This is a genomic window from Lelliottia amnigena (assembly GCF_019047465.1).
GTDB lineage: Bacteria > Pseudomonadota > Gammaproteobacteria > Enterobacterales > Enterobacteriaceae > Enterobacter > Enterobacter amnigenus.
In genome coordinates, this window is sequence record NZ_CP077236.1 from 1,428,096 (window position 1) to 1,454,771 (window position 26,676).

General features: G+C 55.2%; 16 protein-coding genes. 4 read left to right on the top strand and 12 right to left on the bottom strand.

What is annotated here, in order from left to right:
* Window positions 1-16 precede the first annotated feature (16 nt).
* Entirely contained in the window at window positions 17-2,104 is a 2,088-nt protein-coding gene (gene malQ / locus I6L74_RS06845; protein WP_059180300.1) for a 4-alpha-glucanotransferase, read from the bottom strand.
* A gap of 9 nt (window positions 2,105-2,113) precedes the next feature.
* On the bottom strand, window positions 2,114-4,507 hold the full coding sequence (gene malP / locus I6L74_RS06850; RefSeq protein WP_059180301.1) for a maltodextrin phosphorylase: 2,394 nt from the start codon (window positions 4,505-4,507) through the stop codon (window positions 2,114-2,116).
* Window positions 4,508-5,093: 586 nt separating this feature from the next.
* On the opposite strand from malP, the gene malT reads away from it, so the two are divergent.
* Window positions 5,094-7,799: an HTH-type transcriptional regulator MalT gene (malT, locus tag I6L74_RS06855; RefSeq protein WP_059180302.1), complete on the top strand. Its 2,706-nt coding sequence runs from the start codon at window positions 5,094-5,096 to the stop codon at window positions 7,797-7,799.
* Between the two features lie 251 nt (window positions 7,800-8,050).
* Here malT and I6L74_RS06860 read toward each other — a convergent pair whose 3' ends face one another.
* Genes I6L74_RS06860 through glpE form a run of 3 tightly spaced genes read right to left on the bottom strand, consistent with a single transcriptional unit; the run spans window position 8,051 to window position 10,035 of the window.
* Complete coding sequence (locus I6L74_RS06860) at window positions 8,051-8,809, bottom strand: DeoR/GlpR family transcriptional regulator (RefSeq protein WP_059180303.1); 759 nt, start codon at window positions 8,807-8,809, stop codon at window positions 8,051-8,053.
* 15 nt (window positions 8,810-8,824) lie between these two features.
* Entirely contained in the window at window positions 8,825-9,655 is an 831-nt protein-coding gene (gene glpG / locus I6L74_RS06865) for a rhomboid family intramembrane serine protease GlpG (protein ID WP_059180304.1), read from the bottom strand.
* Between the two features lie 47 nt (window positions 9,656-9,702).
* Window positions 9,703-10,035: a thiosulfate sulfurtransferase GlpE gene (glpE, locus tag I6L74_RS06870; protein ID WP_059180305.1), complete on the bottom strand. Its 333-nt coding sequence runs from the start codon at window positions 10,033-10,035 to the stop codon at window positions 9,703-9,705.
* Between the two features lie 290 nt (window positions 10,036-10,325).
* On the opposite strand from glpE, the gene glpD reads away from it, so the two are divergent.
* A complete protein-coding gene (glpD, locus tag I6L74_RS06875; RefSeq protein WP_059180306.1) occupies window positions 10,326-11,834 on the top strand; it encodes a glycerol-3-phosphate dehydrogenase in 1,509 nt (502 codons plus the stop codon).
* A gap of 312 nt (window positions 11,835-12,146) precedes the next feature.
* On the opposite strand, the gene glgP is transcribed toward glpD, so the two are convergent.
* The 6 genes from glgP to asd form a co-directional block, all read right to left on the bottom strand.
* Window positions 12,147-14,594 carry a glycogen phosphorylase gene (gene glgP / locus I6L74_RS06880; protein WP_059180307.1) on the bottom strand — a complete coding sequence of 816 codons (2,448 nt, stop codon included), beginning with the start codon at window positions 14,592-14,594 and terminating at the stop codon, window positions 12,147-12,149.
* A gap of 15 nt (window positions 14,595-14,609) precedes the next feature.
* Window positions 14,610-16,046: a glycogen synthase GlgA gene (gene glgA / locus I6L74_RS06885; RefSeq protein ID WP_059180308.1), complete on the bottom strand. Its 1,437-nt coding sequence runs from the start codon at window positions 16,044-16,046 to the stop codon at window positions 14,610-14,612.
* Window positions 16,046-17,341, bottom strand: coding sequence for a glucose-1-phosphate adenylyltransferase (gene glgC / locus I6L74_RS06890; RefSeq protein ID WP_059180309.1), 1,296 nt, complete (start codon window positions 17,339-17,341; stop codon window positions 16,046-16,048). The genes glgA and glgC overlap by 1 nt, the downstream gene beginning before the upstream one ends.
* A gap of 17 nt (window positions 17,342-17,358) precedes the next feature.
* Window positions 17,359-19,332, bottom strand: a complete 1,974-nt coding sequence (gene glgX / locus I6L74_RS06895) for a glycogen debranching protein GlgX (RefSeq protein WP_059180310.1) — start codon at window positions 19,330-19,332, stop codon at window positions 17,359-17,361.
* On the bottom strand, window positions 19,329-21,515 hold the full coding sequence (gene glgB, locus I6L74_RS06900; protein WP_059180311.1) for a 1,4-alpha-glucan branching enzyme: 2,187 nt from the start codon (window positions 21,513-21,515) through the stop codon (window positions 19,329-19,331). Before glgB ends, glgX begins: the two co-directional genes overlap by 4 nt.
* A 245-nt stretch (window positions 21,516-21,760) precedes the next feature.
* Window positions 21,761-22,867 (bottom strand): aspartate-semialdehyde dehydrogenase, encoded by a 1,107-nt coding sequence (asd, locus tag I6L74_RS06905; protein WP_059180312.1) that lies wholly within the window; start codon window positions 22,865-22,867, stop codon window positions 21,761-21,763.
* A 176-nt stretch (window positions 22,868-23,043) separates the two neighbouring features.
* Here asd and yhgN point away from each other — a divergent pair, with 176 nt between their 5' ends.
* Window positions 23,044-23,637 carry an NAAT family transporter YhgN gene (gene yhgN, locus I6L74_RS06910; protein ID WP_015960802.1) on the top strand — a complete coding sequence of 198 codons (594 nt, stop codon included), beginning with the start codon at window positions 23,044-23,046 and terminating at the stop codon, window positions 23,635-23,637.
* 1,029 nt (window positions 23,638-24,666) lie between these two features.
* Window positions 24,667-25,113 carry a hypothetical protein gene (locus I6L74_RS06915; protein WP_059180313.1) on the top strand — a complete coding sequence of 149 codons (447 nt, stop codon included), beginning with the start codon at window positions 24,667-24,669 and terminating at the stop codon, window positions 25,111-25,113.
* 222 nt (window positions 25,114-25,335) lie between these two features.
* Here the strand turns inward: I6L74_RS06915 and gntU are convergent, their stop codons facing one another.
* Window positions 25,336-26,676, bottom strand: coding sequence for a gluconate transporter (gntU, locus tag I6L74_RS06920; RefSeq protein ID WP_015960804.1), 1,341 nt, complete (start codon window positions 26,674-26,676; stop codon window positions 25,336-25,338).

A 26,676-nucleotide genomic window follows, 5' to 3' on the forward strand; every position in this document is an offset into this window, starting at 1 on the left:
TCATATGTTCTTCGTTTTATCTTTTCTTCACGACGGCCTTACGACGTTTATCCAAATCTTTAATCAGCTTGTTCACCCCTTCATCGGCAAACATCTTTTCAAGCGTTGTGGAGAGTTTGCGCCGCCAGTTTTTGTACTGATAACTGGTGCCCGGAATGTTCACCGGCTCCGCCATGCCCAGCCAGTCTTCCGGCTGTAGCCCAAGCAACGCGCTGTTACTGTCGGCGATGTAACGCTGCATTCCACGATTTAACGTCGCGGTCATCGACATCAACGAAGCTTTGTGTCCGGTACGTTTTGGCAAACAGCCATGCTTACGTAACGCATCCAGCAGACCCTGTTTTGCCAGTTCGCGATCCTGATACAAACCGCGCAGCACCACGTCGTCAGGATACAAGCCTAGCGTTTTGCCGAGCGTGAGATCACCGCTTTCCCAATAGCCTCGCAGCGTAGGAAGATCATGCGTTGTCGCGACAGCCATTGATTGTTCAGGGTACGCTTTCGGCGAACGGAACGTCTTCTCATGGTCACTCTCGAAATACAGAACTTTGTAGGAATAGACGCCACTGTCGCGTAATTTGCTAACGATTTCAACCGGCACGGTGCCAAGATCTTCGCCTATCACCATGCAGTGGTGACGCTTGCTTTCGAGGGCGAGGATGGACAGCAAGTCATCCACCGGATAGTGCACATACGCGCCATGATCGGCCGTTTCGCCGTACGGAATCCACCACAAACGCAGCACCGACATCACATGGTCGATACGCAATGCCCCACAGTTTTGCATGTTGGCGCGCAGCAGATCGATAAACGGTGCGTAAGCACGCGCGACCATCACATGCGGATCCATCGGTGGCAAACCCCAGTTTTGCCCGAGCGGCCCCAGAATATCCGGCGGCGCGCCGACCGACGCTTTCAGGCAGTACAGCTCGCGGTCACACCAGGTTTCCGCCCCGCCTTCCGCCACGCCAACGGCCAGATCGCGATACAGACCAATCGGCATGTTATCGCCCTGACTTTGCTGCCAGCAGGCCGCAAACTGGCTGTACGCCAGCCATTGCAGCCACAGGAAGAAGTCCACCTCATCCGCATGTTTTTTACAGAATGCTTTCACTTCCGGGGAATCAACGGACTGATACGCCTCTGGCCACACTGGCCAGCCCCAGCGCATTTCGTCCTCTTTCACCTGATAGGCATGTAGCGCGTCAAACGCCGCCTGCCAGTATAGGCTTTCGCCTTCCTGCGCGATAAACTGACGAAATGCCGTCATCTGCTCGTCATCGCGCGCTGAGAAGCCTTTCCACGCCAGACGCAGCGCCGCCATTTTGAGCGACGTGACGGTTGAATAATCGACCCAATCTGCCTCACGCGCGTGCTTCAGCATCTGTTGCGTGGTGCTGAGTTTCCACCACGCCTGCGCGTCTTTGCTCTTTTTGAAATCATCCAGCGCGTTAACGTCGATATAAATCACGTTCATCCAGCGGCGGGACGACGGGCTGTACGGGCTGGCGCTTTCCGGGTTCGCCGGATAAAGCGCGTGAATCGGGTTCAGGCCGATAAACGCGCCGCCGCGTTTACCCACTTCCCCCAGCATCTTTTTCAGATCGCCAAAATCGCCGATGCCCCAGTTATCGTCTGAACGCAGGGTATAAAGCTGCACGCAAGCGCCCCACAGCTTTTTACCTTCGAGCAATGGCTGTGGTTCAAAGCAGCGTTTCGGTGCGACGATCACCCGACACGCGAAGCGCTGGCTGTTCTGCGTGAGCGTCAGGGTGTGGTAGCCCTCTGGCAGCTTTGCCGGAAGGGTCAGCGTTTTCCCCCCCGTGGCGTGACCGCTATGCTGCTGACCCTCTTCGGTGGTCAGTTCCCAGCTAAATTCCCCTTTTCCGTCAATCGGTAACGGCATTTTTTTGCCGTGGGTATACACCTTAACGACAGGAACCGGGCTTACCGCCGCTTTCGCGACGGGTTGTGCCTTGTGCATGGCATCCAGCAAACGTCTTTTGGTTTCAGCGCCAATTGACTGCGGTTTGCCGTGAGCATTGATATAACTGGGGCTGATCCCCGCCGCCAGCGCGGCATTATCCAGACGTTTGCTATCCATCGCGCTTCCTTAGCGTTTTGCCTGCCAGATACGGGCCTGATAATCACGGATTGAGCGGTCAGAGCTGAACATCCCGCAGCGCGCGGTGTTCAGAATGCACGCGCGGGTCCAGGCGTCCTGGTCGCGATACAGCACATCTACCTGCTTTTGCGCGTCAACGTAAGCGGTAAAGTCAGCCATCACCAGATACGGGTCACCGCCCTGTTTGCCGATGCTGTGCAGCATCTGGTCAAACGCATGCTTATCGCCATCGCTGTATTTGCCGCTTTCCAGTTCTTTGAGCACGGCATCCAGCACTTTGTCTTTTTTGCGCCATTTCAGCGGATCGTAGCCTTTGGCTTTGAGCGCTTTCACCTGCTCTACGGTATGGCCGAAGATAAAGATATTTTCTTCGCCAACCTGCTCGGCAATTTCGACGTTTGCACCGTCCAGCGTGCCCACGGTTAATGCCCCATTCAGCGCCAGCTTCATATTGCCTGTACCGGACGCTTCTTTACCCGCTGTAGAGATCTGCTCCGAGACATCCGCCGCCGGAATCAGCAACTCAGCAGCGGAGACGCAATAATCCGGCAGGAACACCACTTTGAGCTTATCGCCCACGGCAGGATCGTTGTTTACCGCTTCCGCCACTTTATTAATGGCGAGGATGATGTTTTTCGCCAGGTAGTAACCCGGTGCGGCTTTTGCGCCAAACAGGAACACGCGCGGCACGCGATCGGCGCTCGGGTTCTCACGAATCTCTTTGTACAGCGCCAGAATGTGCAGCAGATTCAGGTGCTGACGTTTGTATTCATGCAGACGCTTAATCTGGATATCAAAAATGGCATGGGGATTGATTTCAACGCCCGTGCGTACTTTCACAAACTCCGCCAGACGCACTTTGTTATCCAGCTTAATCGCGCGGTATTTGGCACGGAATTTCGCGTCATCGGCCTGCTTTTCCAGGTTGATGAGCTGGTCGAGATCGTTGGCCCACTCTTTTTTCAGCGTTTTATCCAGCAGTGCGGCGAGCGCCGGGTTGCACTGTTTGATCCAGCGACGCGGCGTGATGCCGTTAGTCACATTATGGAATTTGTTTGGCCACAGTTGGTGATATTCCGGGAACAGATCTTTGACCACCAGATCCGAGTGCAGCGCCGCCACACCGTTCACCGCAAAACCGCTGACCACGCACATATTCGCCATGCGGACCTGTTTGTCATGCACCACGGCCAGCTTCGCCCAGACGTCTTTGTCGCCCGGCCAGGTTTTCTTCACCAGTACTTTAAACTGGTCGTTGATCTGATTGATGATTTGCATATGGCGCGGCAGCAGCGCCTTCACCAGCTTCTCATCCCAACACTCCAGCGCCTCTGGCATCAGAGTGTGGTTGGTATACGCGAAGGTACGGCTGGTGATCGCCCAGGCCGCGTCCCAGCTCAGCTGGTGCTCATCGATCAGCACGCGCAGCAGCTCAGGAATCGCAATTGTCGGGTGCGTGTCGTTCAACTGAATCACTTCGTAATCCGGCAGTTCCGCCAGCTTGCGCCCTTCCAGATGATGGCGACGCAAAATGTCGGCCACGGAGCAGGCGCACTGGAAATACTGCTGCATCAGACGCAGCTTTTTGCCGGCCAGATGGTTGTCGTTCGGGTAGAGCACTTTGGTCAGTTTTTCAGCGTCGATACCCTGCTGTTCAGCGCGCAGGAAATCGCCGTCGTTAAATTTGGTCAGGTTAAACGGATGCGCGTGCTTCGCCTGCCACAGACGCAGCGGCTGTGCGACGCCATTGCGGTAGCCCAGCACCGGCAGATCCCAGGCTTCGCCGGTAATGACAAAATCCGGCACCCACTGACCCTGCTTCGACACTTTCCCGCCGATCCCCACCTGCACGTCGAGCTGCGCATTATGGCGGAACCACGGATAGGTGCCGCGATGCCAGTCGTCCGGCGCTTCACTCTGATGGCCATCCGCAAAAGACTGGCGGAACAGACCGTATTGATAGTTCAGACCATAGCCCGTCGCGGATTGTCCCACGGTCGCCATGGAATCCAGGAAACACGCCGCCAGACGTCCTAGCCCACCGTTACCCAGCCCCGGATCGGTCTCTTCTTCCAACAAATCAGTCAGATGGATATTGTGCTCGTTGAGCACTTCGCTCACCTCCTGATACCAGCCAAGATTGAGCAGGTTATTCCCGGTCAGACGACCAATCAGGAACTCCATGGAGATGTAGTTAACGTGACGCTGGTTTTTCACTGGCTTCGCCACGGGCTGCGCGCTGAGCAATTCAGCCAGCGCACCGCTCACTGCCTGCCACCACTGATGAGACGTCATGTCTTCTGCCGCGTGCAAACCAAAACGCTGCCACTGACGCGTCAGGGCTGCCTGAAAGTGATCTTTATTGAAGGTAGGCTGTGACATAGGGAATCGGCATCCTGTAGATAAAGTAACGATATTGGCGCTAGTGTGCCTGGCTCATGTTTTCTCTTCCTCCTCCTGACGGGGATTAGACAGGGAGGAGTAGCAGGGATGAGCGCTAAAGTGTGATCAAGGCCACTCTTGAGCATAGAACGAGTGTGCCCATTCGGCGTCAGGATAAATCGGAAGAGTGTCAAAAAAATGAAATGCAGTTTCGGTCGAAATTAATTGACCCAGAAATAAATGTTTACGTGAAATAATATTTATGACTTTTGTAATTATTCAGGCACGTTATTTTATCGACGCCGTCACACAGAATATTTATTCCTTTGCGCAATATCAGGCTGACTGAAACCGATTTCAGTTTAACCGCACTAAATGCATACAAGCCAGCATCCACGCGGTTTATAGGGCATATCGAAAAGTTCCCACCCCGATCAAAATAAATTTGTGACAGAGTGCAAATTAAGGCACAGAAAACACGGACATAACTTGCAATAGTTCTCTTTCTGGCCGACCTTATATCTATTAATTACGAAGCGCAAAAAAAATCGATTTCCTCGTTTCCCCCACAGTGAAGTGAAAACTTATGTTGATTCCGTCCAAATTAAGTCGCCCGGTTCGTCTTGACCATACTGTGGTCCGCGAACGTCTGTTGGCGAAACTTTCCGGCGCGAATAATTTCCGACTGGCGCTGGTAACGAGCCCTGCAGGCTATGGAAAAACGACGCTCATTTCTCAGTGGGCCTCCGGCAAAAGCGATTTAGGTTGGTACTCTCTTGATGAAGGGGATAACCAAACAGAACGTTTCGCCAGCTATTTGATTGCTGCCATTCAGCAGGCCACAAACGGGCACTGCGTCACCAGCGAAATCATGGTGCAAAAGCGCCAGTACGCAAGTCTCTCGTCGCTTTTCGCTCAGCTCTTTATCGAACTTGCCGAATGGCATCGCCCGCTTTATCTGGTGATTGATGATTATCATCTGATCACCAACCCGGTCATCCATGAATCCATGCGCTTCTTCCTGCGCCATCAGCCGGAAAACCTGACGCTGGTCGTGCTGTCACGTAACTTGCCGCAGTTGGGTATCGCTAACCTGCGCGTACGCGATCAGCTGCTGGAAGTCGGCAGCCAACAGCTTTCTTTTAACCATCAGGAAGCCAAACAGTTTTTTGACTGCCGTCTCAGCTCGCCCATTGAAGCCGCAGAAAGCAGCCGCCTGTGCGATGACGTCGCGGGCTGGGCCACCGCATTACAGCTGATCGCCCTCTCTGCGCGACAAAATAACAGCCCGACGCATCAATCAGCGCGTCGCCTGTCAGGCATTAACGCCAGCCATTTATCCGATTATCTGGTCGATGAAGTTCTGGACAGCGTCGATCCCGTCACTCGTCAGTTCTTGCTGAAAAGCTCGCTGCTGCGTTCGATGAACGATGCGCTCATTGTGCGTGTTACCGGCGAAGACAACGGGCAAATGCGCCTCGAAGAAATTGAACGTCAGGGCCTGTTCCTGCAACGCATGGATGACTCTGGCGAATGGTTCAGCTTTCACCCGCTTTTTGGCAGCTTCCTGCGTCAGCGCTGCCAGTGGGAACTGGCCACAGAATTACCAGAAGTTCACCGCGCAGCCGCAGAAAGCTGGATGGCGCAGGGCTTCCCGAGCGAAGCCATTCATCATGCGCTGGCCGCGGGCGACGCGAATATGCTGCGCGATATTTTACTCAACCACGCATGGGGCTTGTTTAACCATAGCGAACTGACGCTGCTCGAAGAGTCGTTGCGCGCGTTGCCGTGGGAAAGCCTGCTGGAAAATCCGCGTCTGGTGCTTCTGCAGGCCTGGCTGATGCAAAGCCAGCACCGCTACAGCGAAGTGAACCTGCTGCTGGCGCGCGCCGAACAAGAGATGAAGGGTGAAATGGATCCCACGCTGCACGGCGAATTTAACGCCTTGCGTGCGCAGGTCGCGATTAACGATGGCGATCCGGAAGAGGCCGAACGCCTTTCGATGATCGCCCTGGATGAACTGCCGCTGGCCAACTTCTACAGCCGAATTGTCGCCACGTCGGTACACGGCGAAGTGCTTCACTGTAAAGGCGATCTCAGCCGTTCCCTGGCGCTGATGCAGCAAACGGAACAGATGGCTCGCCGCCACGATATCTGGCATTACGCTTTGTGGAGCATGATCCAGCAAAGCGAAATTTTATTCGCGCAAGGGTTCCTGCAAGCGGCCTGGGAGACGCAGGAAAAAGCGTTCCAGCTGATTCACGATCAGCACCTGGAACAGCTGCCGATGCATGAGTTCTTGTTACGCATTCGCGCTCAGCTTTTGTGGGCGTGGTCGCGTCTGGATGAGGCCGAAAGCTCCGCCCGTCACGGTGTCGAAGTGCTTTCCGCGTTTCAACCACAGCAGCAGCTGCAATGCCTGGCGCTGCTGGTGCAGTGTTCGCTGGCACGTGGCGATCTGGATAACGCCCGCAACCATCTTAATCGTCTGGAAAACTTGCTCGGCAACGGTCAGTACCATAGCGACTGGGTGTCTAACGCCGATAAAGTGCGGGTGATTTACTGGCAAATGATCGGCGATAAAAAATCAGCCGCCAACTGGCTGCGACAAACGCCAAAACCCGAGTTTGCCAACAACCACTTCCTGCAAAGCCAGTGGCGCAATATTGCCCGTGTGCAGATCCTGCTGGGAGACTTTGAACCCGCAGAAATCGTGCTGGAAGAGTTGAATGAAAATGCCCGCAGCCTGCGTCTGATGAGCGATCTCAACCGCAACCTGCTGCTGCTCAATCAGCTTTACTGGCAGGCAGGGCGTAAAAATGATGCCCAGCGTGTGCTGCTGGAGGCGCTGCAATTAGCAAATCGTACCGGTTTTATCAGCCACTTTGTGATTGAAGGCGAAGTCATGGCGCAGCAGCTGCGCCAGCTGATTCAGCTCAATACGTTGCCGGAGTTGGACCAGCACCGCGCCCAGCGTATTTTGCGTGAGATAAATCAGCATCATCGACATAAATTCGCGCACTTTGATGAGAACTTTGTCGAACGCCTGCTGACGCACCCGGAAGTGCCGGAACTGATCCGCACCAGCCCGCTGACGCAGCGTGAATGGCAGGTCCTGGGGCTGATTTATTCTGGCTACAGCAATGAGCAAATTGCGGGTGAACTGGCCGTCGCGGCGACCACCATCAAAACGCACATTCGCAACTTATATCAGAAACTGGGCGTGGCGCATCGGCAGGATGCCGTGCAGCATGCGCAACAGCTGCTTAAAATGATGGGGTATGGAGTTTAGGGTCTGCGGTCTGCGGTCTGCGGTCTGCGGTCTGCGGTCTGCGGTCTGCGGTCTGCGGTCTGCGGTCTGCGGTCTGCGAGGGTAATGATGCCTGATGCCCTCATCCACTGGTAGAGGGAGCAAACATCAAAAAGGCAGTTTCGGTGCCGTTCTGTTTTTCGGGTGCTGTGCCTGATGCGCCCGTCCCTCACCCAAGAGACTCGGGAGCAAAACCAAAAACGGCAACCTCAGGTTGCCGTTTTGCTTTGACTTCAGCACAGCTCTAATTGCACGTTGTTATCTTTAATCACCTGCAACACGCCCGCTGGCGGCATCACATCGGTATATACCGCATTCACCATGCTGATGCTGCCCATGTTCACCATCGCATTACGCCCAAACTTGGAGTGATCCACCACCAGCATAACGTGGCGGGAATTGTCGATAATCGCGCGTTTGGTGCGGACTTCGTGATAATCAAACTCCAGCAACGAACCGTCGCTGTCGATGCCGCTGATCCCCAGAATGCCGAAATCGAGGCGGAACTGAGAGATAAAGTCGAGCGTCGCCTCACCGATAATTCCACCGTCGCGGCTACGCAATTCGCCACCTGCCAGAATGATGCGGAAATCTTCTTTCTGCATCAGCGTATTGGCCACGTTCAGGTTGTTCGTCACGATGCGCAGATTTTCATGGTTGAGCAGCGCATGCGCCACCGCTTCTGGCGTGGTCCCGATATCGATAAACAGCGTCGCGCCGTTAGGAATTTGGCTTGCCACTTTATGGGCAATGCGCTCTTTCTCGGCCGTTTGCGTCGCTTTACGGTCGTGCCATGACGTGTTCACCGAGCTGGAGGGCAAAGCCGCACCGCCGTGATGGCGCAAAATTCGGTTCTGGTCGGCCAGATCGTTCAAATCACGGCGGATGGTCTGCGGGCTAACGGCAAATTGCTCAACCAACTCTTCGGTGCTGACGTATCCCTGTTTTTTAACCAGTTCGATTATGGCGTCATGTCGCTGTGTCTGTTTCATGAAATATCCCTGGAATTATGTTCGTTTTCGCGCATTCAGCGTATCAGCGAAGGCCATCGCCAGCCCAACGGCCAGCCCGGTGACATGCGCCCCGTTCGCGATAGACATACCAAACAGATCAAACCATCCGGCAATTAGCCATATTAATGCAAAGGTTATCAAACCGCGCTGCATATAAATGCCACTTTCCGGGTCACGCTCACCGCGAAGCCAGGCATATCCCATCAAGGCGTACACCACGCCCGACAAACCGCCAAACCACGGGCCGCTAAACTTATGCTGCACATAGCCACTGAGCAAGGCGCTGATAAGGGTGATCACAATCAGCTTGCCGCTGCCGAGTCGTTTCTCAACTGCGCCGCCGAGATACCACCACCACAGCAGGTTAAAGAGAATATGCAGAACCGAGAAATGCATCAGCGCGTGAGTAAAGTAGCGCCAGACGTCGTATTGCACTGCTGGACCGTACGGCCACGCCAGGGCGATCATCACAGGTTGGTCACCGACCACGTTCATGATGATAAACACCAGAATGCAGGCCGCCATCAGCAGCAGCGTAAACGGCCCTGCGCGTTCGCGCACGGTGGCAAAGAAAGGGAAGCGCTGATAATGCAATCCGCTGTCCATATGGCCGGTGGTCCAGCTCGCAGCCAGATAACGCGGGTCGGCGGGATTCTCAAGGAAACGCGCCAGCTCAGCATTCACGCGCTCAGCCTGGCTTTCATCCGCCAGCCAGACGTCAGTTTGCGTATGCTGCTGGATCGTCAGAACGACGCCCTGCGTCGCCATGTAATCGACAAACGCCTGAGCGACGCGCGGATTGGTAAAAGAGGTAATCATCAACATGGGCGGCAGTCGCTTAGTTCCACACAAAGGGGGACAGTATAGAGGTTTTAGCCCCCAAACGCGTGCTCAACTTCCGCCGGGAAATGGCGATGCCAGGCGTCAAAGCCACCATCAACACTGTAGACCGCGTCGTATCCCTGCTGGAGCAGATACTGTGCTGCGCCTTTGCTGCTGTTGCCGTGATAACACATCACCATCACTGGCGTTTCAAAATCGTTATCGCGCATAAACGCGCCCAGGGTGTCGTTCGTCAGGTGGAACGCACCCGGCGTATGTCCCATCGCGTAGCTTTGCGGATCGCGGATATCCACCAACACCGCCTTTCCCTGATGCATTTTCTGATGGGCTTCTTCAACGTTAATGCATTCAAATTGATCCATGGTTTTCTCTTTTCATTATTCAGGTTGGTGCGACGTTACCCTCTCCTCCAGGGAGAAAAATACACCCGGGTAGAGGAAATCTGCCCGCTATCTCCGTGGGAGAGGGCTGGGGTGAGGGCATCAGACCGCACTATTTTACCGCGTAGTGTACGTCCTGGCGGCGGCTAAACGCCATTATGTTATCTCTATCACTCAAAATTGTTTTTTTGATGTTACCAAAAACGCGTTCCTTTGCTATTATGAGCGATATCGAACATTTATGAGCTTTAACGAAAGTGCATGAGGGTGACATGGAAACCAAAGATCTGATTGTGATAGGCGGCGGCATCAACGGTGCCGGCATCGCGGCAGATGCCGCAGGACGCGGTTTATCTGTATTGATGCTGGAAGCCAACGATCTCGCCTGTGCGACATCGTCCGCCAGCTCCAAACTGATCCACGGCGGCCTGCGCTACCTGGAACACTACGAATTCCGTCTGGTCAGCGAAGCGCTGGCCGAGCGTGAAGTTTTACTTAAAATGGCTCCGCATCTGGCGATTCCGATGCGTTTCCGCCTGCCTCATCGCCCGCATTTGCGCCCCGCGTGGATGATTCGTATCGGTCTGTTTATGTACGATCATCTGGGTAAACGCACCAGTCTTCCCGCCTCTACCGGTTTGCGTTTTGGCGCAGATTCGGTGCTGAAACCGGAAATCGTGCGCGGTTTCGAATATTCCGACTGTTGGGTGGACGATGCCCGCCTCGTACTCGCGAATGCGCAGATGGTGGTGAAGAAAGAGGGTGAAGTGAAAACCCGCACCCGTGCGACCGCCGCTCGCCGTGAAAACGGCCTGTGGATTGTCGATGCCGAAGATATTGATACCGGCGAGAAATTCAGCTGGCAGGCGCGCGGTCTGGTCAACGCCACCGGCCCGTGGGTGAAACAGTTCTTCGACGACGGTATGCATCTGCCCTCCCCATACGGTATTCGCCTGATCAAAGGCAGCCACATCGTCGTTCCACGTGCGCATACCCAGAAACAGGCTTACATCCTGCAAAACGAAGATAAGCGCATCGTGTTTGTTATTCCGTGGATGGATGATTTCTCTATCATTGGTACCACTGACGTGGAGTACAACGGCGATCCGAAAAACGTCGAGATCGACGAGAATGAAATTGGCTATTTGCTGAAGGTGTACAACGCGCACTTCAAGAAACAGCTGGGGCGTGATGACGTGGTCTGGACTTACTCTGGCGTGCGTCCGCTGTGCGATGATGAGTCAGATTCACCGCAGGCAATCACCCGTGACTACACGCTGGATATTCACGACGTGGATGGCCAGGCACCGCTGCTGTCGGTATTTGGCGGTAAACTGACGACCTACCGTAAGCTGGCTGAACATGCGCTGGAAAAACTGACGCCGTACTACAAAAATATCGGTCCGGCCTGGACGAAAGGCGCAACGCTGCCTGGCGGAGACATCGGCAGCAACCGCGATGATTACGCCGCAAAACTGCGCCGCCGCTATCCGTTCATTACCGAATCGATGGCCCGCCACTTCGCACGCACCTATGGCAGCAATACCGAGCTGATCCTCGGTGAAGCGCAAAGTATTGCCGATCTGGGCGAGCATTTTGGGCATGAGCTTTATGAAGCAGAGTTGCGTTATCTGGTTGAACACGAATGGGTGCGTCGCCTGGACGATGCAATCTGGCGTCGTACCAAAGAAGGGATGTGGCTTGATGCCGAGCAGCAGTCTCGCGTAGCGCAATGGCTGGCGCAAAATGCGGGAAAGGGTGAGCTGTCGTTAGCGTCCTGAGTCGGTGCGGTCTGATGCCCTCACCCCAACCCTCTCCCACAGGGAGAGGGAGCAATACTGAGATCGCTTTCCCACTGGGAGCAGAAGCAAAGCTGAGATCGCCTTCCCCCCGGGAGCTGGAGCAAAGCTGAAATCGCCCACTGGGGAAGGCGCAGACCCAGATCTTCTCCTACTGGCTTTCATAGTGGAGCGGGAGAAAACATTAAAAAAGGCAACTTACGTTGCCTTTTTGCTTTTACTTCTGTGCGGTGTGCCAGCCCTATAAAACAGCGCTGAGCAGCCCCTCTCCCCTAAGGGAAGAGGGTAAGCGGTTTATAACCTCACCGGATCAATATGCCAGATCTTCTCGGCATACTCTTTGATGGTTCTGTCCGATGAGAAATAACCCATATTGGCGATGTTGTGCATCGCTTTGGCGGCCCACTCCTCTTGATGGCGATAAAGCTCGTCCACCTTTTCTTGACAGTCCACGTAGCTGCGGAAATCCGCCAGCACCTGATAATGATCGCCAAAGTTAATCAGCGAATCGACCAGGTCACGGTAGCGACCAGGCTCTTCGGGGCTGAACACGCCGGTGGCGATTTGCGTTAGCACTTCGCGCAGCTCTTCATCCTGCTCGTAGTAATCACGCGGTTTATAGCCCTGCTTACGCAGTTCTTCCACTTCTTCCGCCGTGTTACCAAAGATAAAGATGTTATCCGCTCCAACGTGCTCCAGCATCTCCACGTTTGCACCATCCAGCGTGCCGATCGTCAACGCCCCGTTCAGTGCAAACTTCATGTTACTGGTTCCGGACGCTTCCGTACCCGCCAGCGAAATCTGTTCGGAGAGATCCGCCGCCGGAATGATCAGCTGTGCCAGACTCACGCTGTAGTTTGGAATAAACACAACCTTCAGTTTATCGCCAATCTGCGGATCGTTGTTGATCACTTTTGCGACATCATTGATGAGGTGAATAATGTGTTTTGCCATGTAGTACGCCGAGGCGGCTTTTCCGGCAAAAATATTCACGCGCGGCACCCATTCGGCCGTCGGATCGGCCTTAATGCGGTTGTAGCGCGTAATCACATGCAGCACGTTCATCAGCTGACGTTTGTACTCGTGGATACGTTTAATCTGCACGTCGAACAGCGCTTTTGGGTTCGCGACCACGTTCAGATGCTGCGCCATGTAAACGGCTAAGCGTTTTTTGTTCAGTAGCTTGGCATCACGCACCGCTTTGTTCACCAGCGGGAAATCCATGTGCTGTTCGAGTTCGCTCAGTTGGCTGAGATCGGTTCGCCACGTGCGACCAATATTTTCGTCCAGCACTTCCGACAACGGCTGGTTCGCCAGCGCCAGCCAGCGGCGCGGCGTGACGCCGTTCGTCACGTTGCAGAAACGCATCGGGAAGATTTTCGCGAAATCGGCAAACAGCGATTGCACCATCAGATTCGAGTGTAGTTCAGACACCCCGTTCACTTTATGACTGACGACCACCGCCAGCCACGCCATGCGCACGCGACGCCCGTTGGATTCATCAATGATCGACGTGCGGCTCAGCAAGCCGGTATCTTCGGGGTACTGTTCCTGCAACGTTTTCAGGAAGTAGTCGTTAATTTCAAAGATGATCTGCAGATGGCGCGGCAGGATTTTGCCGAGCATATCGACAGGCCAGCTTTCCAGCGCTTCGCTCATCAACGTGTGGTTGGTGTAGGAGAAGACCTGGCAGGTGACTTCAAATGCCTCTTCCCAGCTAAATTTATGCTCATCCATCAGCAGGCGCATCAGCTCTGGAATGGACAGCACCGGGTGGGTGTCGTTGAGGTGAATCGCCGTTTTTTCTGCCAGATTGTCGTAGGTTTTGTGCAACTGATAGTGGCGGTTGAGAATATCCTGGATGGTCGACGACACCAGGAAATACTCCTGACGCAGCCGCAGTTCGCGCCCGGAATAGGTGGAATCATCCGGATAGAGCACGCGCGAGACGTTTTCGGAGTGGTTTTTATCCTCCACCGCCGCGAAGTAATCGCCCTGGTTGAATTTACCGAGGTTGATTTCGCTACTGGCCTGCGCGTTCCACAGACGCAATGTGTTGGTCGCATCGGTGTCGTAGCCAGGGATAATCTGGTCGTAGGCCACCGCCAGGATCTCTTCGGTTTCGAGCCAGCGGCTCTTTTTACCTTCGAGCTGAACACGCCCGCCAAACCGCACTTTATAGCGCGTGTTGTGGCGTTTGAATTCCCACGGGTTGCCGTATTCCAGCCAGTAATCCGGTGACTCTTTCTGACGCCCGTCGACGATATTTTGCTTGAACATACCGTAATCGTAGCGAATGCCGTACCCGCGCCCAGGCAGCGCCAGCGTGGCCAGCGAGTCAAGAAAACAGGCCGCCAGACGCCCCAAACCGCCGTTGCCTAAACCGGGGTCGTTCTCTTCGTCGATCAACTCTTCTAAATCTAACCCCATCTCTTCCAGTGCGTTTTTGACATCGTCATAAATACCGAGCGATAACAGCGCGTTGGAAAGAGTGCGACCAATCAAAAACTCCATCGACAGGTAATACACCTGACGCGTTTCCTGTGACAGCTGGGCGCGGTTAGAGCGCAGCCAGCGTTCCACCAGACGGTCACGCACCGCAAACAGCGTGGCGTTGAGCCACTCGTGTTTGTTGGCGATCACGGGATCTTTCCCGATCGTAAACATCAGCTTGTAGGCGATGGAATGTTTTAATGCCTCGATGCTGAGCGTCGGGGATGCATAACTAAATGGTGCATTCATATCAGTAACTCCGCCTTACGACTTCAAGCGTTGATAAAGATCGCGGTAGGACTGCGCCGCAACGTGCCAACTAAAATCCATCGCCATCGCCTGGCGTTGCACGAAACGCCACAAAGAGGGACGCGACCATAATACAAATGCCCGCCGAATCGCCCGTAGCAGCGACCAGGCATTGCTGTCTTCAAATGCAAATCCGGTGGCGATGCCGTCCGCCAGATTCTCAAGCGAGGTGTCGGACACCGTATCCGCCAGCCCACCCGTGCGTCGTACTAACGGCAGCGTGCCGTATTTCAATCCGTAGAGCTGCGTTAAGCCACACGGTTCAAAGCGGCTCGGCACAAGGATCACGTCGGAACCGCCCATAATGCGATGGGAGAACGCTTCGTGATAACCAATCTGCACACCGACTTGCCCCGGGTGTTCCGCGGCAGCAGCAAGGAAACCTTCCTGCAATACCGGATCGCCCGCGCCAAGAAGCGCCAGTTGGCCGCCCTGCTCCAGCAATCCAGGGAGTGCTTCGAGCACCAAATCCAGCCCTTTCTGGCTAGTGAGACGGCTCACCACCGCAAACAGCGGGACTTTGTCGTTCACTTTAAGTCCCATCGCCACTTGCAGTTGCCGTTTGTTCTCGGCCTTGTCTTCAACCGAATCACGGTTAAAGCGCGATGCCAGCAAAAGATCGGTTTCCGGGTTCCAGATATTTTCGTCCACACCGTTCAGAATGCCCGTCAGGCGTCCTTCACGCTGGCGTTGACGCAGCAACCCTTCCATCCCATATCCAAACTCCGGCTCGGTGATTTCGCGGGCATACGTCGGGCTGACCGCCGTAATATGATCGGCGTAATACAGTCCAGCCTTCAGGAACGAAATCTGCCCGTTAAACTCCAGGCCGTGCATGTTATAGAACGACCATGGCAGATCGATTTCATTCATGTGATGGGCATAATACATGCCCTGATACGCCAGGTTGTGCACCGTGAAGACCGACTTTGCCGGATGGCCACGCGCCGCGAGGTAAGCCGGTGCAAGACCGGCGTGCCAGTCGTGCGCATGGACAATATCCGGACGCCAGAACGGGTCCAGACCGGTCGCCATTTCCGCCCCGACCCAACCGAGCAGCGCAAAACGCAGCACGTTGTCGGTATAAGCGAATAAGTTCGTGTCGTGGTACGGACTCCCTGGACGATCGTAAAGGTGCGGCGCGTCAATCAGGTAAATACCGACGCCATTGTAATGTCCAAACAGCAGGGTGATGCGCCCGGCGAACGTGTCGCGACGGCTCACCACCTGCGCGTCGGGAATGCCACGACGAATATCAGGGAAAGCGGGCAACAACACGCGCGTGTCGATGCCCTCTGCAATTTGTGCCGCTGGTAATGCGCCGAGCACATCCGCCAACCCGCCCGTTTTCAGCAGCGGGAACATCTCTGAACAGACATGTAAAACCTGCATCATCGCTCCTGTTTGATCTGCAGTTTGCGCAGCATTTCACGCGTGACCAGTACAATGCCCTCTTCTGAGCGGTAGAAACGACGCGCGTCTTCTTCCGCATTTTCGCCAATCACCATGCCTTCCGGGATAATACAGGCGCGGTCAATGACGCAGCGACGCAATCGGCACGAACGCCCGATCCACACATCCGGCAGCAATACTGACGAATCAATATTGCAGAAGGAATTGATCCGCACACGCGGGAACAGCACTGATTGCACAACGACTGAACCGGAAATAATACAGCCCCCCGACACCAGCGAGTTCAGGGTCATGCCGTGGCTTCCGGAACGGTCCTGCACGAATTTCGCGGGCGGGAGCGATTCCATATGCGTGCGAATCGGCCAGTTCTGGTCATACATATCCAGCTCAGGCGTCACAGACGCTAAATCCAGGTTCGCTTTCCAGTACGCTTCAAGCGTGCCGACGTCGCGCCAGTACGGTTCTGCTGTTGGGTCAGACTGCACACAGGACAACGGGAAGGGATGTGCATAAGCCATGCCAGCTTTGGTAATTTTCGGGATGATGTCTTTGCCAAAGTCGTGACTGGAGTTCTCGTCTTTGTCGTCCTCTTCCAGCAGGTCGTAAAGGTATTCTGCATCAAAGATATAGATACCCATGCTGGCGAGCGATTTGGTCGGGTCTGACGGCATGGTCGGCGGATTCGCCGGTTTTTCGACGAAATCAATAATGAGATCGTTTTCGTCCACGTCCATCACGCCAAACGCCGTCGCCTCAGCAACGGGCACCGGCAGACACGCGACGGTGCAACGCGCCCCTTTTTCGACGTGGTCGATCAGCATGTGCGAGTAGTCCTGCTTATAAATATGGTCACCCGCAAGGATAACGATGTATTCCGCGCCGTAGCGACGAATGATGTCGAGGTTTTGCGTGACCGCATCCGCCGTGCCGCGATACCAGTTTTCACCGTGAACGCGCTGCTGGGCCGGAAGCAGATCGACAAACTCGTTCATCTCTTCGCTGAAGAATGACCAGCCGCGCTGGATGTGCTGCACCAGCGTGTGCGACTGATACTGAGTGATGACACCGATACGGCGAATACCGGAGTTAAGGCAGTTCGACAATGCAAAATCAATAATGCGGAACTTACCACCAAAGTGAACGGCAGGCTTAGCACGCTTGATGGTCAAATCTTTTAGACGGGTACCACGTCCACCGGCAAGAATCAGCGCAACCGTTTTTAAGGGCAACTGGCGCGCTAACATCAAGGGATCGTTCTTCTCTAATCTAACCATGACTAACTCCTTTTTTATCATCTTTGGAATACACACACTCCGTGCGCAGGCCCGTGCCAGACAGCCGCCACTACCGGATTATCCTCTCCAGCAAAAGGAGGAATGGCGCGCCACTCCCCGTCAGGTAAAACAATTTCAACGACATCTTGCGTCGCGTTAAACGTGATGAGCCAGTTATCCGAAAGCAGGATTTGCAGGCACGGAATACCGTTCTGCCACTCTGGCGCGCTCAACGGCTGCGCATCTTTATTTAACCAGCGGACGTTACCGTCACCCTCTTCCCACCACGTATCCGCAGTGAGTGCGGGAATGCGCTGGCGAAGCTGAATCAGCGCCGCCGTGAAATGCGTGAGTCCGCTATTCGCCTGTTCCCAGTCGAGCCAGGTTAAGGGGTTATCCTGACAATACGCATTGTTGTTGCCGTGCTGACTGTGACCCTGTTCATCACCGGCCAACAACATCGGCGTCCCCTGTGAAAGCAGCAATGTTGTCAGAAGCGCATGGACGCTGGCGCGTCGCCGCTCGATGACATCCTGACTGCCGCCTAACCCTTCTATACCATGATTGAAACTGTGGTTATTGTTAGTGCCATCGCGATTTTCCTCACCGTTCGCCTCATTGTGTTTCTGATTGAAACAAACGCAGTCGCGAAGGGTAAATCCGTCGTGCGCCGTCACCAGATTGACCGTGGAGAACGGTTTTCGCCCCTGACGCTTAAACACATCGCTGGAGGCGGAAAATCGTCCGGCAAACTCACCCAGCGACAAACTTCTTTCGAGCCAAAAACGGCGCGTCGCATCGCGGAAATGATCGTTCCACTCCGCAAATGGCGGCGGGAAATTCCCCACCTGATAGCCGCCTTCACCGATGTCCCACGGTTCAGCGATCAGCTTCACGCGCGAGAGCACCGGACAGTTTTTAATCGCCTCAAGCAACGGCGCCTGCTGGCTGAACGACGGCGTTCTGCCCATCACCGAAGCCAGATCGAAGCGGAAACCGTCGATATGGAAAGTCTCAACCCAGTATTTCAGGCACGCGTGCGCATACTCCGCCACTGCCGGATGACTGAGATTGAGGGTGTTACCGCAGCCGGTCCAGTTGTGATAATCGCCATCTTCCCTGATCCAATAATAGCTACGGTTATCGATTCCGCGCAGCGAGAGCGTCGGTCCGTCGAGATCCAGCTCCGCGCTGTGGTTCAGCACCACGTCCAGAATCACCTCAATACCCGCCTGATGCAGCGCTTTTACGGCATCACGAAACTCGTCGCGCGCTCTCTCGGGATGCGAGGCGTAGCGCGGATCAAGGGCAAACATCGCCAGCGGGTTATAGCCCCAGTAATTGGTCAGCCCAAGCCGCTGCAAACGCGGCTCGCTGGCAAAATGCCAGATCGGCAAGAGTTCAAGCGAGGTGATGCCGAGATGTTGAAGATAGGCAATCATCACCGGATGGCCGAGCGCCTTGTAGGTGCCGCGGATCTCTTTCGGGATCGCCGGGTGCAGATACGTCAGCCCTTTTACGTGGGCCTCGTAAATCACCGTGTTGCCCCACGGAATGTCGGGTGAGCTGTCGCCTTCCCAGTCATACACATCGCTCACAACCACGCTTCTGGGCGCAATGGCTGCGCTATCGCGGGGATCGGGCTGCTGTTCGCCATCCAGGAAAAGGGGATCGTCTTTGACATCGCCTTCCACGCGCAGCGCGCAGGGGTCGAGCAGTAATTTAGCCGGATTGAAGCGCAACCCGTGCTCAGGCTGCCAGGGGCCATGGACGCGAAAACCGTAACGCAACCCTGGCTTGCCGTCTTCAAGATAGCCGTGCCAGATATCCCCTTCCCGCGCAGGCAGATCGTAGCGATATTCGTTGCCTTCGCGGTCAAACACACAGAGTTCTACCCGCTCCGCATGGGCGGAAAAGAGGGTGAAATTCACCCCTTTGCCGTCAAAACTGGCGCCGAGCGGTGCGGGTTTTCCTACCGTGAGTTGGGTCATTCACCCTCCCGGACGAGCCAAATGGTGGACAGCGGTGGCAGCGTGAGGCTTAACGAGTTGGGTCGGCCATGACTTTCATATTCATCGCTGTGAACCGCACCCGCATTGCCCGCGTTGCTACCGTGATAATGGCTGGAGTCGGTATTGAGGATTTCGCGCCATTTACCTGGCTGATTAATACCAAAGCGATAATGCGGGCGCGGCACAGGCGTAAAGTTACTGGCCACAATGATTTCATTGCCCGCACTGTCGCGACGCACAAAAATAAACACCGAGCGCTCGTGGTCATCCACCACCAGCCATTCAAACCCGTACGAATCAAAATCCAGCTCGTGCAGGGCTTTGTGATGGCGATAGGTCAGGTTGAGATCGCGCACCAGACGTTGCACGCCGTGGTGCCAGTTGTCGCCGCCTTCCAGCAGATGCCAGTCGAGGCTGGAGTCGTGATTCCACTCCCGTCCCTGAGCAAACTCATTGCCCATAAACAGCAGTTTTTTACCCGGGAAGGCAAACATCCAGCCGTAGTAGGCGCGCAGGTTGGCAAATTTTTGCCATGCGTCGCCCGGCATGCGGTCGAGAATCGATTTCTTACCGTGGACCACTTCATCGTGCGACAGCGGCAGCACGAAGTTTTCGGTGTTGTTGTAGAGCATCCCGAAAGTGAGTTTGTCGTGGTGATACTTACGGAACACGGGATCGAGCTTGAAATAATCCAGCGTGTCGTGCATCCAGCCAAGATTCCACTTGTACCAGAAGCCCAGCCCGCCCATTGACGGTGGACGCGACACGCCAGGGAAATCGGTCGACTCTTCCGCCATCGTCACCGCTCCCGGCACCTGCTCGCCGAGAATACGGTTCGTGTTGCGCAGGAATTCAATGGCTTCGAGGTTTTCACGGCCGCCGTACTCATTCGGGATCCACTCGCCCTCTTTGCGGCTGTAATCGCGATAAATCATCGACGCCACCGCATCCACGCGCAATGCGTCAATACCAAAGCGTTCAATCCAGTACAGCGCATTGCCGACCAGATAGTTCGCCACTTCGCGACGCCCGTAGTTATAAATCAGGGTATTCCAGTCCTGATGATAACCTTCGCGCGGATCGCTGTGTTCGTACAAATCGGTGCCGTCAAATTCCGAAAGACCAAAATCATCGGACGGGAAATGACCCGGCACCCAGTCGAGAATGACGCTCAATCCGGCGGCGTGGGCGGCGTTGATGAAATAGCGGAAATCATCGCGCGTCCCGAAACGGCGCGTTGGCGCGTAAAGCCCCGTGGGCTGATAGCCCCAGCTACCGTCGAACGGGTGTTCATTAATCGGCAGCAGTTCCAGATGGGTAAAGCCCATCCATTTGGCGTACGGCACCAGCTGATCCGCCAGTTCCCGATAGCTCAGCCAGAAATTATTGTCGGTATGACGACGCCATGAGCCCAGATGTACTTCGTAAATCGAAATCGGCGCATCAAAATTATTCGCCTGTTTGCGCTCTTCGCTCTGAACGACTTTCTCCGGCAGCCCGCAAATCAGCGAGGCGGTGGCCGGGCGCATTTGTGCTTCAAAGGCATACGGATCGGCTTTGACCCGCAGCTTGCCGTGGGCATCGATCATCTCGAACTTATACAGCTGGCCATTGTGCGCGCCGGGGATGAACAGTTCCCAGATGCCGGACTCACGACGCAGACGCATCGGGTGGCGGCGGCCATCCCAGTAGTTGAACTGACCCACAACCGAGACGCGCTGCGCGTTGGGTGCCCACACGGAAAAACGCGTTCCGGTGATGCCGTCCATCGTATCAGCATGTGCGCCCAGCGTTTCGTAGGGGCGTAAATGGGTGCCTTCAGACAGCAGCCAGGCGTCCATTTCTTGGATCAGGGGGCCAAAGCTGTAGGGATCGTCAATCAGGTTTTCTTGTCCATGCCAGAGCACGGCAAGCTGATAACGGAAGATATTTTTACGGCGGGGGATCACGCCAGAAAAGAAACCGCGCGAGTCGAGGCACTCAAGCTTGCCCACTTTTCGGCCAGTTTTGGGTTCAATGACCCACACTTCAGTGGCATCAGGTAACAACGCACGGACTTCCAGCCCCACCTCTGTTGGGTGCATACCCAGCACAGAAAATGGGTCGGAAAAATGACCCGCAATTAGCGCATTTATCACGTCTCTATCAATACGATCGGACATGGTATTCATCCTGTTTTTTTAATGTCGTCCTATTTAAGCGCTCCGGAACGACTTTTAATGTGACCTGAACGATGCAGCAAAATTGTCCAATCTGCTCCGTCCCACCCTCAGGTAAGAATTCAATCTCCCTTAAAGCATAGCCAACGCTCTACATCACTCCCGATAAAAAATGTGACATCTGCGTTTTTACTCCATGTAGTACGCAAAAAAAAGGGGTGAAAATCACCCCTGTGTTGAAAAATTTATTACGCCAGCTGGCGTAGCATGCGGCGTAGCGGCTCGGCGGCGCCCCACAGGAGCTGGTCGCCGACGGTGAAGGCCGATAAGTACTCCGGCCCCATGTTGAGCTTACGCAGACGGCCCACCGGCGTGGTCAGCGTGCCGGTAACAGCCGCAGGCGTCAGTTCGCGCATGGTGATGTCGCGGTCGTTTGGCACCACTTTCGCCCACGGATTGTGCGCTGCCAGCAGCTCTTCCACGGTCGGAATCGACACATCTTTTTTCAGTTTGAGGGTGAATGCCTGGCTATGGCAGCGCAGCGCGCCGACGCGAACGCACAGACCATCAACCGGGATCGCCGTGGAGGTATTGAGAATTTTGTTGGTCTCAGCCTGGCCTTTCCACTCTTCACGGCTCTGACCGTTATCAAGCTGTTTGTCGATCCACGGGATCAGGCTGCCCGCCAGCGGCACGCCAAAGTTATCGACCGGCAACTCGCCGCTGCGGCTCAGTTGAGTCACTTTACGTTCGATATCCAGAATGGCTGAAGCCGGGTTCGCCAGCTCATCGGCCACGTGATGATGCAGCTGGCCCATCTGCGCCAACAGTTCACGCATGTGACGCGCACCGCCACCGGAAGCCGCCTGGTAAGTGGCAACCGAAACCCACTCAACCAGATCCTGTGCGAACAGGCCGCCCAGCGACATCAGCATCAGGCTGACGGTACAGTTGCCGCCCACAAAGGTTTTTACGCCGTTGTTCAGGCCGTCGGTGATGACGCCCTGGTTAACCGGGTCGAGAATAATGATGGCATCGTCTTTCATGCGCAGGGAAGACGCCGCGTCAATCCAGTAGCCCTGCCAGCCGCTTTCACGCAGCTTTGGATAAATTTCGTTGGTATAATCGCCGCCCTGGCACGTCACGATAATGTCGAGCGCCTTCAGCGCTTCCAGATTAAAGGCGTCCTGAAGCGTGCCCGTAGACGCGCCGCCGAACGCGGGCGCAGCTTGCCCGAACTGGGAAGTGGAGAAGAAGACCGGGCGGATGGCGTCAAAATCGCGCTCTTCGACCATGCGTTGCATGAGAACAGAGCCGACCATACCGCGCCAGCCGATAAAACCAACGTTTTTCATATCTATTATTTCCTGCAGAGGTGTGTGCTGTTTGTGCAAACCAGTATTCAACTGGGATATGCTTCACATTACAAAATGCTGCCAAAGTCGCAAGCGAAATTAATCGATGATGGCGCTGCGATCAGTAATACCACTAATTACACCAGAAACCACAGGCTTTATCAGGGATAAAAATAATGACTGAAATCATTTCCGCCGCAGTGCTATTGATCCTGATTATGGATCCACTCGGCAACCTGCCCATCTTTATGTCAGTGCTGAAACACACTGAACCCAAGCGCCGTCGGGCGATCATGATCCGCGAGTTGCTTATCGCGCTGCTGGTGATGTTTATCTTCCTGTTCGCCGGTGAAAAAATCCTCGCGTTCCTGAACCTGCGCGCTGAAACGGTTTCAATATCCGGCGGTATTATTCTGTTCCTGATCGCCATTAAGATGATTTTCCCCAGTGCCGAAGGCAGCAGCAGCGGCCTGCCCGCGGGCGAAGAACCGTTTATCGTGCCGCTGGCGATCCCACTGGTCGCCGGTCCCACGATTCTTGCCACGCTGATGCTGCTGTCGCATCAGTATCCCAATCAGATGAGCCATCTGGTGATCGCCCTGCTGATCGCCTGGGGCGGAACGTTCATTATTTTGCTGCAATCGTCGCTGTTCTTGCGCCTGCTGGGCGAGAAAGGGGTGAATGCGCTGGAGCGCCTGATGGGGTTGATTCTGGTGATGATGGCGACGCAGATGTTCCTGGATGGGATCCGGGCATGGATGAAGGGGTGATGTTTTCCCTTTCTCTGTGGGAGAGGGCTGGGATGAGGGCATCAGACCGCACAAGCCCAATGCCAAACGGCAACAACAGTTGTCGTTTTTAGTGTTTTCTCCCTCTCCCCGTGGGAGAGGGTCGGACTGAAGGCATCAGACCGCACAAGCCCAATGCAAAACGGCAACGTCAGTTGCCTTTTTAGTGTTTTCTCCCTCTTCCCGTGGGAGAGGGCTGGGGTGAGGGCATCAGACCGCATCCGCTCAATGCAAAAGGCAACGCACGTTGCTTTTTTTAATGTTTTCTCCCTCTCACCGTGGGAGAGGGCCGGGGTGAGGGCATCAGACCGCACAATCAGTTGGCCTGCGGGTTTGGTGAGGTCAACATGCGGCTCTGCGGTCTATTCCGTTCACCTCCAGATCCGTGTTTCTCTGGAATGACGGAACCGGTGAACGTGTTAAGGGGGCTATCGTGTATGAACCGGTCAGATCTGTAACCCATGTGACCGGTTCATACATCGCCGCCCCCCTAACAATCCCGGCTCCCGGCAAGAAAATCGCCGCTTCGCGATACCTTCGTCTTATTCCCTTCGGCTTCGGGTCAGGCGCGATCCTGCATCCATGCAGGTCACGCCCTCTCGGCGCATCCATGCGCCTCGCCCCGGCCTTTGGTCAACGACTCAGCGATTTACAGCCGGACCCAGGCCATCGCTGAAAGTCTGTCGTCCCCCTGGGCTTTTGTATCGCTAAGGTTTAATTTCAGGTTCTGCGAGCGTGCTTCCAGTGCCTCTCTTGCCAGCCAATCAGCAAAGCAGTATCTTCTCGCCACGCCTGCAAAATCAGGCGTCGGGGTTGGTCCCCTGTTATCCTCATCCGCGATAAAACTCGTTTTTATTGCGTGGACAGCTACACCTCAATGGTGGGCTGGACGGTGGCGTCGCAAGACGCGCCGGTAGCTGATGAGGCCGGTAGGACCAACTCCGTTCAGTCCACCACCAGCAAGGTTGGTCCCTTCTGTGGTGGTCAATTAATCTCATTAGAGGCTGTCATATGACGACTACCCTTAGCTTTTCTCATTCTTTATTTACCGTCCCATTCGATAGCAACACCGATTTCACCGCGCTGGCAGACAACTGCGAAAGGTTTGCTGAAGTGATAGTGGAATGCGAAGATCCGGCACAAAAAATGGCGCTGTGCGGACGGCTTTCTGCCTGTCTTGCCCTGCTTCAGCCAACGCTGCTGGAACCGGTGCCTGAACATTTAAAAGCAAGCCTGACGGTGGATGACCTGCCGCTGGACGTGCCCGTTTTTGAGCCTGAAAGCGATCAACTGGGACGTTATTGCCAGCTCTTAACCCATCTGCTGTTAACGCGCTCACTGTCAGAGCGTGACGAAAGGGTGGCGGGCGATTTACTGCAGGATTTGGTGGGATTTTACAGCGATACGCTGAAAGCACCGCGCTGGTTGCGCACTGAAGAGGGCGTTGCGCTACTTTAAAAAGAGGGATGGTGCGCTCTGATGCCCTCACCCCTGCCCTCTCCCCTGCCCTCTCCCCTGCCCTCTCCCATGGGAGAGGGAGAAAACCAACAAAGGCAAAGCCGCCACCCTACAAAAATACGACCTCTGCGGCCCGATACCCTCTCCTCTCTATCTCCCACAGAGTGAGGGGCAACAAAAAAGGACAACTCACGTTGTCCTTTTCTTTCTACCTGCGATGCCTTAGCTCAACAACGTAAACGCAATCATCCCGACAATCGCACCTGTCGTCCCGAGGATAGTCTCCATCAGCGTCCAGGTTTTAAGGGTCTGCGCTTCGGTCGCGCCGGTAAATTTACCGAACAGCCAGAAGCCTGCGTCATTCACGTGAGAGACCACAATCGAACCGCCCGCGATACAGATGGACAGTGCCGCCATCTGCGCGCCGGAGTAGTTCAGCTGTTCAATCACCGGCATCACCAGGCCCACGGCCGTCAGACACGCCACGGTGGCGGAACCCTGGATGATGCGCACCGCGGCCGCCAGCACGAAGCAGGTCACGGCAATCGGCAAGCCCATCCCGGTCAGCGCTTCGCCCAGTGCAGGACCCACGCCGGAATCCACCAGCACCTGCTTGAACACGCCGCCCGCACCAATTACCAACAGGATAATGCCCGCCGGTTGCAGCGCCGCGCCGCAGATTTCCATGACTCTGTCTTTCGGCATGCCCTGACGGATCGCCAGGCCATAAATCGCCACCAGACAGGCAACCAGAATCGCGGTGAACGGATGGCCAATAAATTCAAACCATTCGTAGGTACTGGAACCGACCGGCACAAAGCGCGCAGCGATAGTTTTCAGCCCGACCAATACCAGCGGCAGCAGGATCAGCGCCAGGCTAAAACCGAAGGACGGCATTTTGCCTTCGCCAAGATGCGGCTCGGTAATATCGTCAGGGATGTGCAGCTCAACGTAGCGGCTGATGAAATTGCCCCACAGCGGCCCAGCGATAATCATCCCCGGGATTGCGGCACACAGGCCAATCAGGATCATCCAGCCAAAGTCAGCGTGCATCTGGGACGCCAGCAGCATCGGCGCAGGCCCAGGCAGCAGGAACGCCGCCGCGGCCGCCACGCCCGCAAACAGCGGGATCACCAGCTTCACGAGGTTGGTTCCGGTATGACGCGCCATCGAGAACGCCACGCTAATCAGCAGCACTACGGCCACTTCGAAGAACAGCGGCAGCGCGCAAATCAGACCGGCCAGACCAATCGCATAATGCGCGCGGCTGTGACCAAAGGACTTGAGCATTTTGACGGCAATCTGATCGACCGCGCCCGTTTCATGCAAAATCTTGCCAAACATCGCGCCCAGCGCGACCACAATCGCCAGGAAACCCAGCGTGCCTCCCATCCCTTTTTCCATGGTCGCTGCGATTTTGTCGAGCGGCATGCCGGAAAAGAGACCTGCACCAATAGAAACCACCATCAAAGCAACGAAGGCGTGCATACGCGCTTTCATCACTAAAAACAGCAGCAGCAAAACGGAGCCAACTGCTGTCAAAACTAACGTTAATGTACTCAA

Bases quoted from the DNA above. Each gene is read 5' to 3' on its own strand.
- glgC (WP_059180309.1), bottom strand. From the start codon at position 17,341: ATGGTTAGATTAGAGAAGAACGATCCCTTGATGTTAGCGCGCCAGTTG.
- asd (WP_059180312.1), bottom strand. From the start codon at position 22,867: ATGAAAAACGTTGGTTTTATCGGCTGGCGCGGTATGGTCGGCTCTGTT.
- glgB (WP_059180311.1), bottom strand. From the start codon at position 21,515: ATGTCCGATCGTATTGATAGAGACGTGATAAATGCGCTAATTGCGGGT.
- I6L74_RS06860 (WP_059180303.1), bottom strand. From the start codon at position 8,809: ATGAAACAGACACAGCGACATGACGCCATAATCGAACTGGTTAAAAAA.
- glgP (WP_059180307.1), bottom strand. From the start codon at position 14,594: ATGAATGCACCATTTAGTTATGCATCCCCGACGCTCAGCATCGAGGCA.
- glpE (WP_059180305.1), bottom strand. From the start codon at position 10,035: ATGGATCAATTTGAATGCATTAACGTTGAAGAAGCCCATCAGAAAATG.
- glgA (WP_059180308.1), bottom strand. From the start codon at position 16,046: ATGCAGGTTTTACATGTCTGTTCAGAGATGTTCCCGCTGCTGAAAACG.
- malQ (WP_059180300.1), bottom strand. From the start codon at position 2,104: ATGGATAGCAAACGTCTGGATAATGCCGCGCTGGCGGCGGGGATCAGC.
- glpG (WP_059180304.1), bottom strand. From the start codon at position 9,655: ATGTTGATGATTACCTCTTTTACCAATCCGCGCGTCGCTCAGGCGTTT.
- malT (WP_059180302.1), top strand. From the start codon at position 5,094: ATGTTGATTCCGTCCAAATTAAGTCGCCCGGTTCGTCTTGACCATACT.
- malP (WP_059180301.1), bottom strand. From the start codon at position 4,507: ATGTCACAGCCTACCTTCAATAAAGATCACTTTCAGGCAGCCCTGACG.
- I6L74_RS06915 (WP_059180313.1), top strand. From the start codon at position 24,667: ATGACGACTACCCTTAGCTTTTCTCATTCTTTATTTACCGTCCCATTC.
- yhgN (WP_015960802.1), top strand. From the start codon at position 23,044: ATGACTGAAATCATTTCCGCCGCAGTGCTATTGATCCTGATTATGGAT.
- glpD (WP_059180306.1), top strand. From the start codon at position 10,326: ATGGAAACCAAAGATCTGATTGTGATAGGCGGCGGCATCAACGGTGCC.
- glgX (WP_059180310.1), bottom strand. From the start codon at position 19,332: ATGACCCAACTCACGGTAGGAAAACCCGCACCGCTCGGCGCCAGTTTT.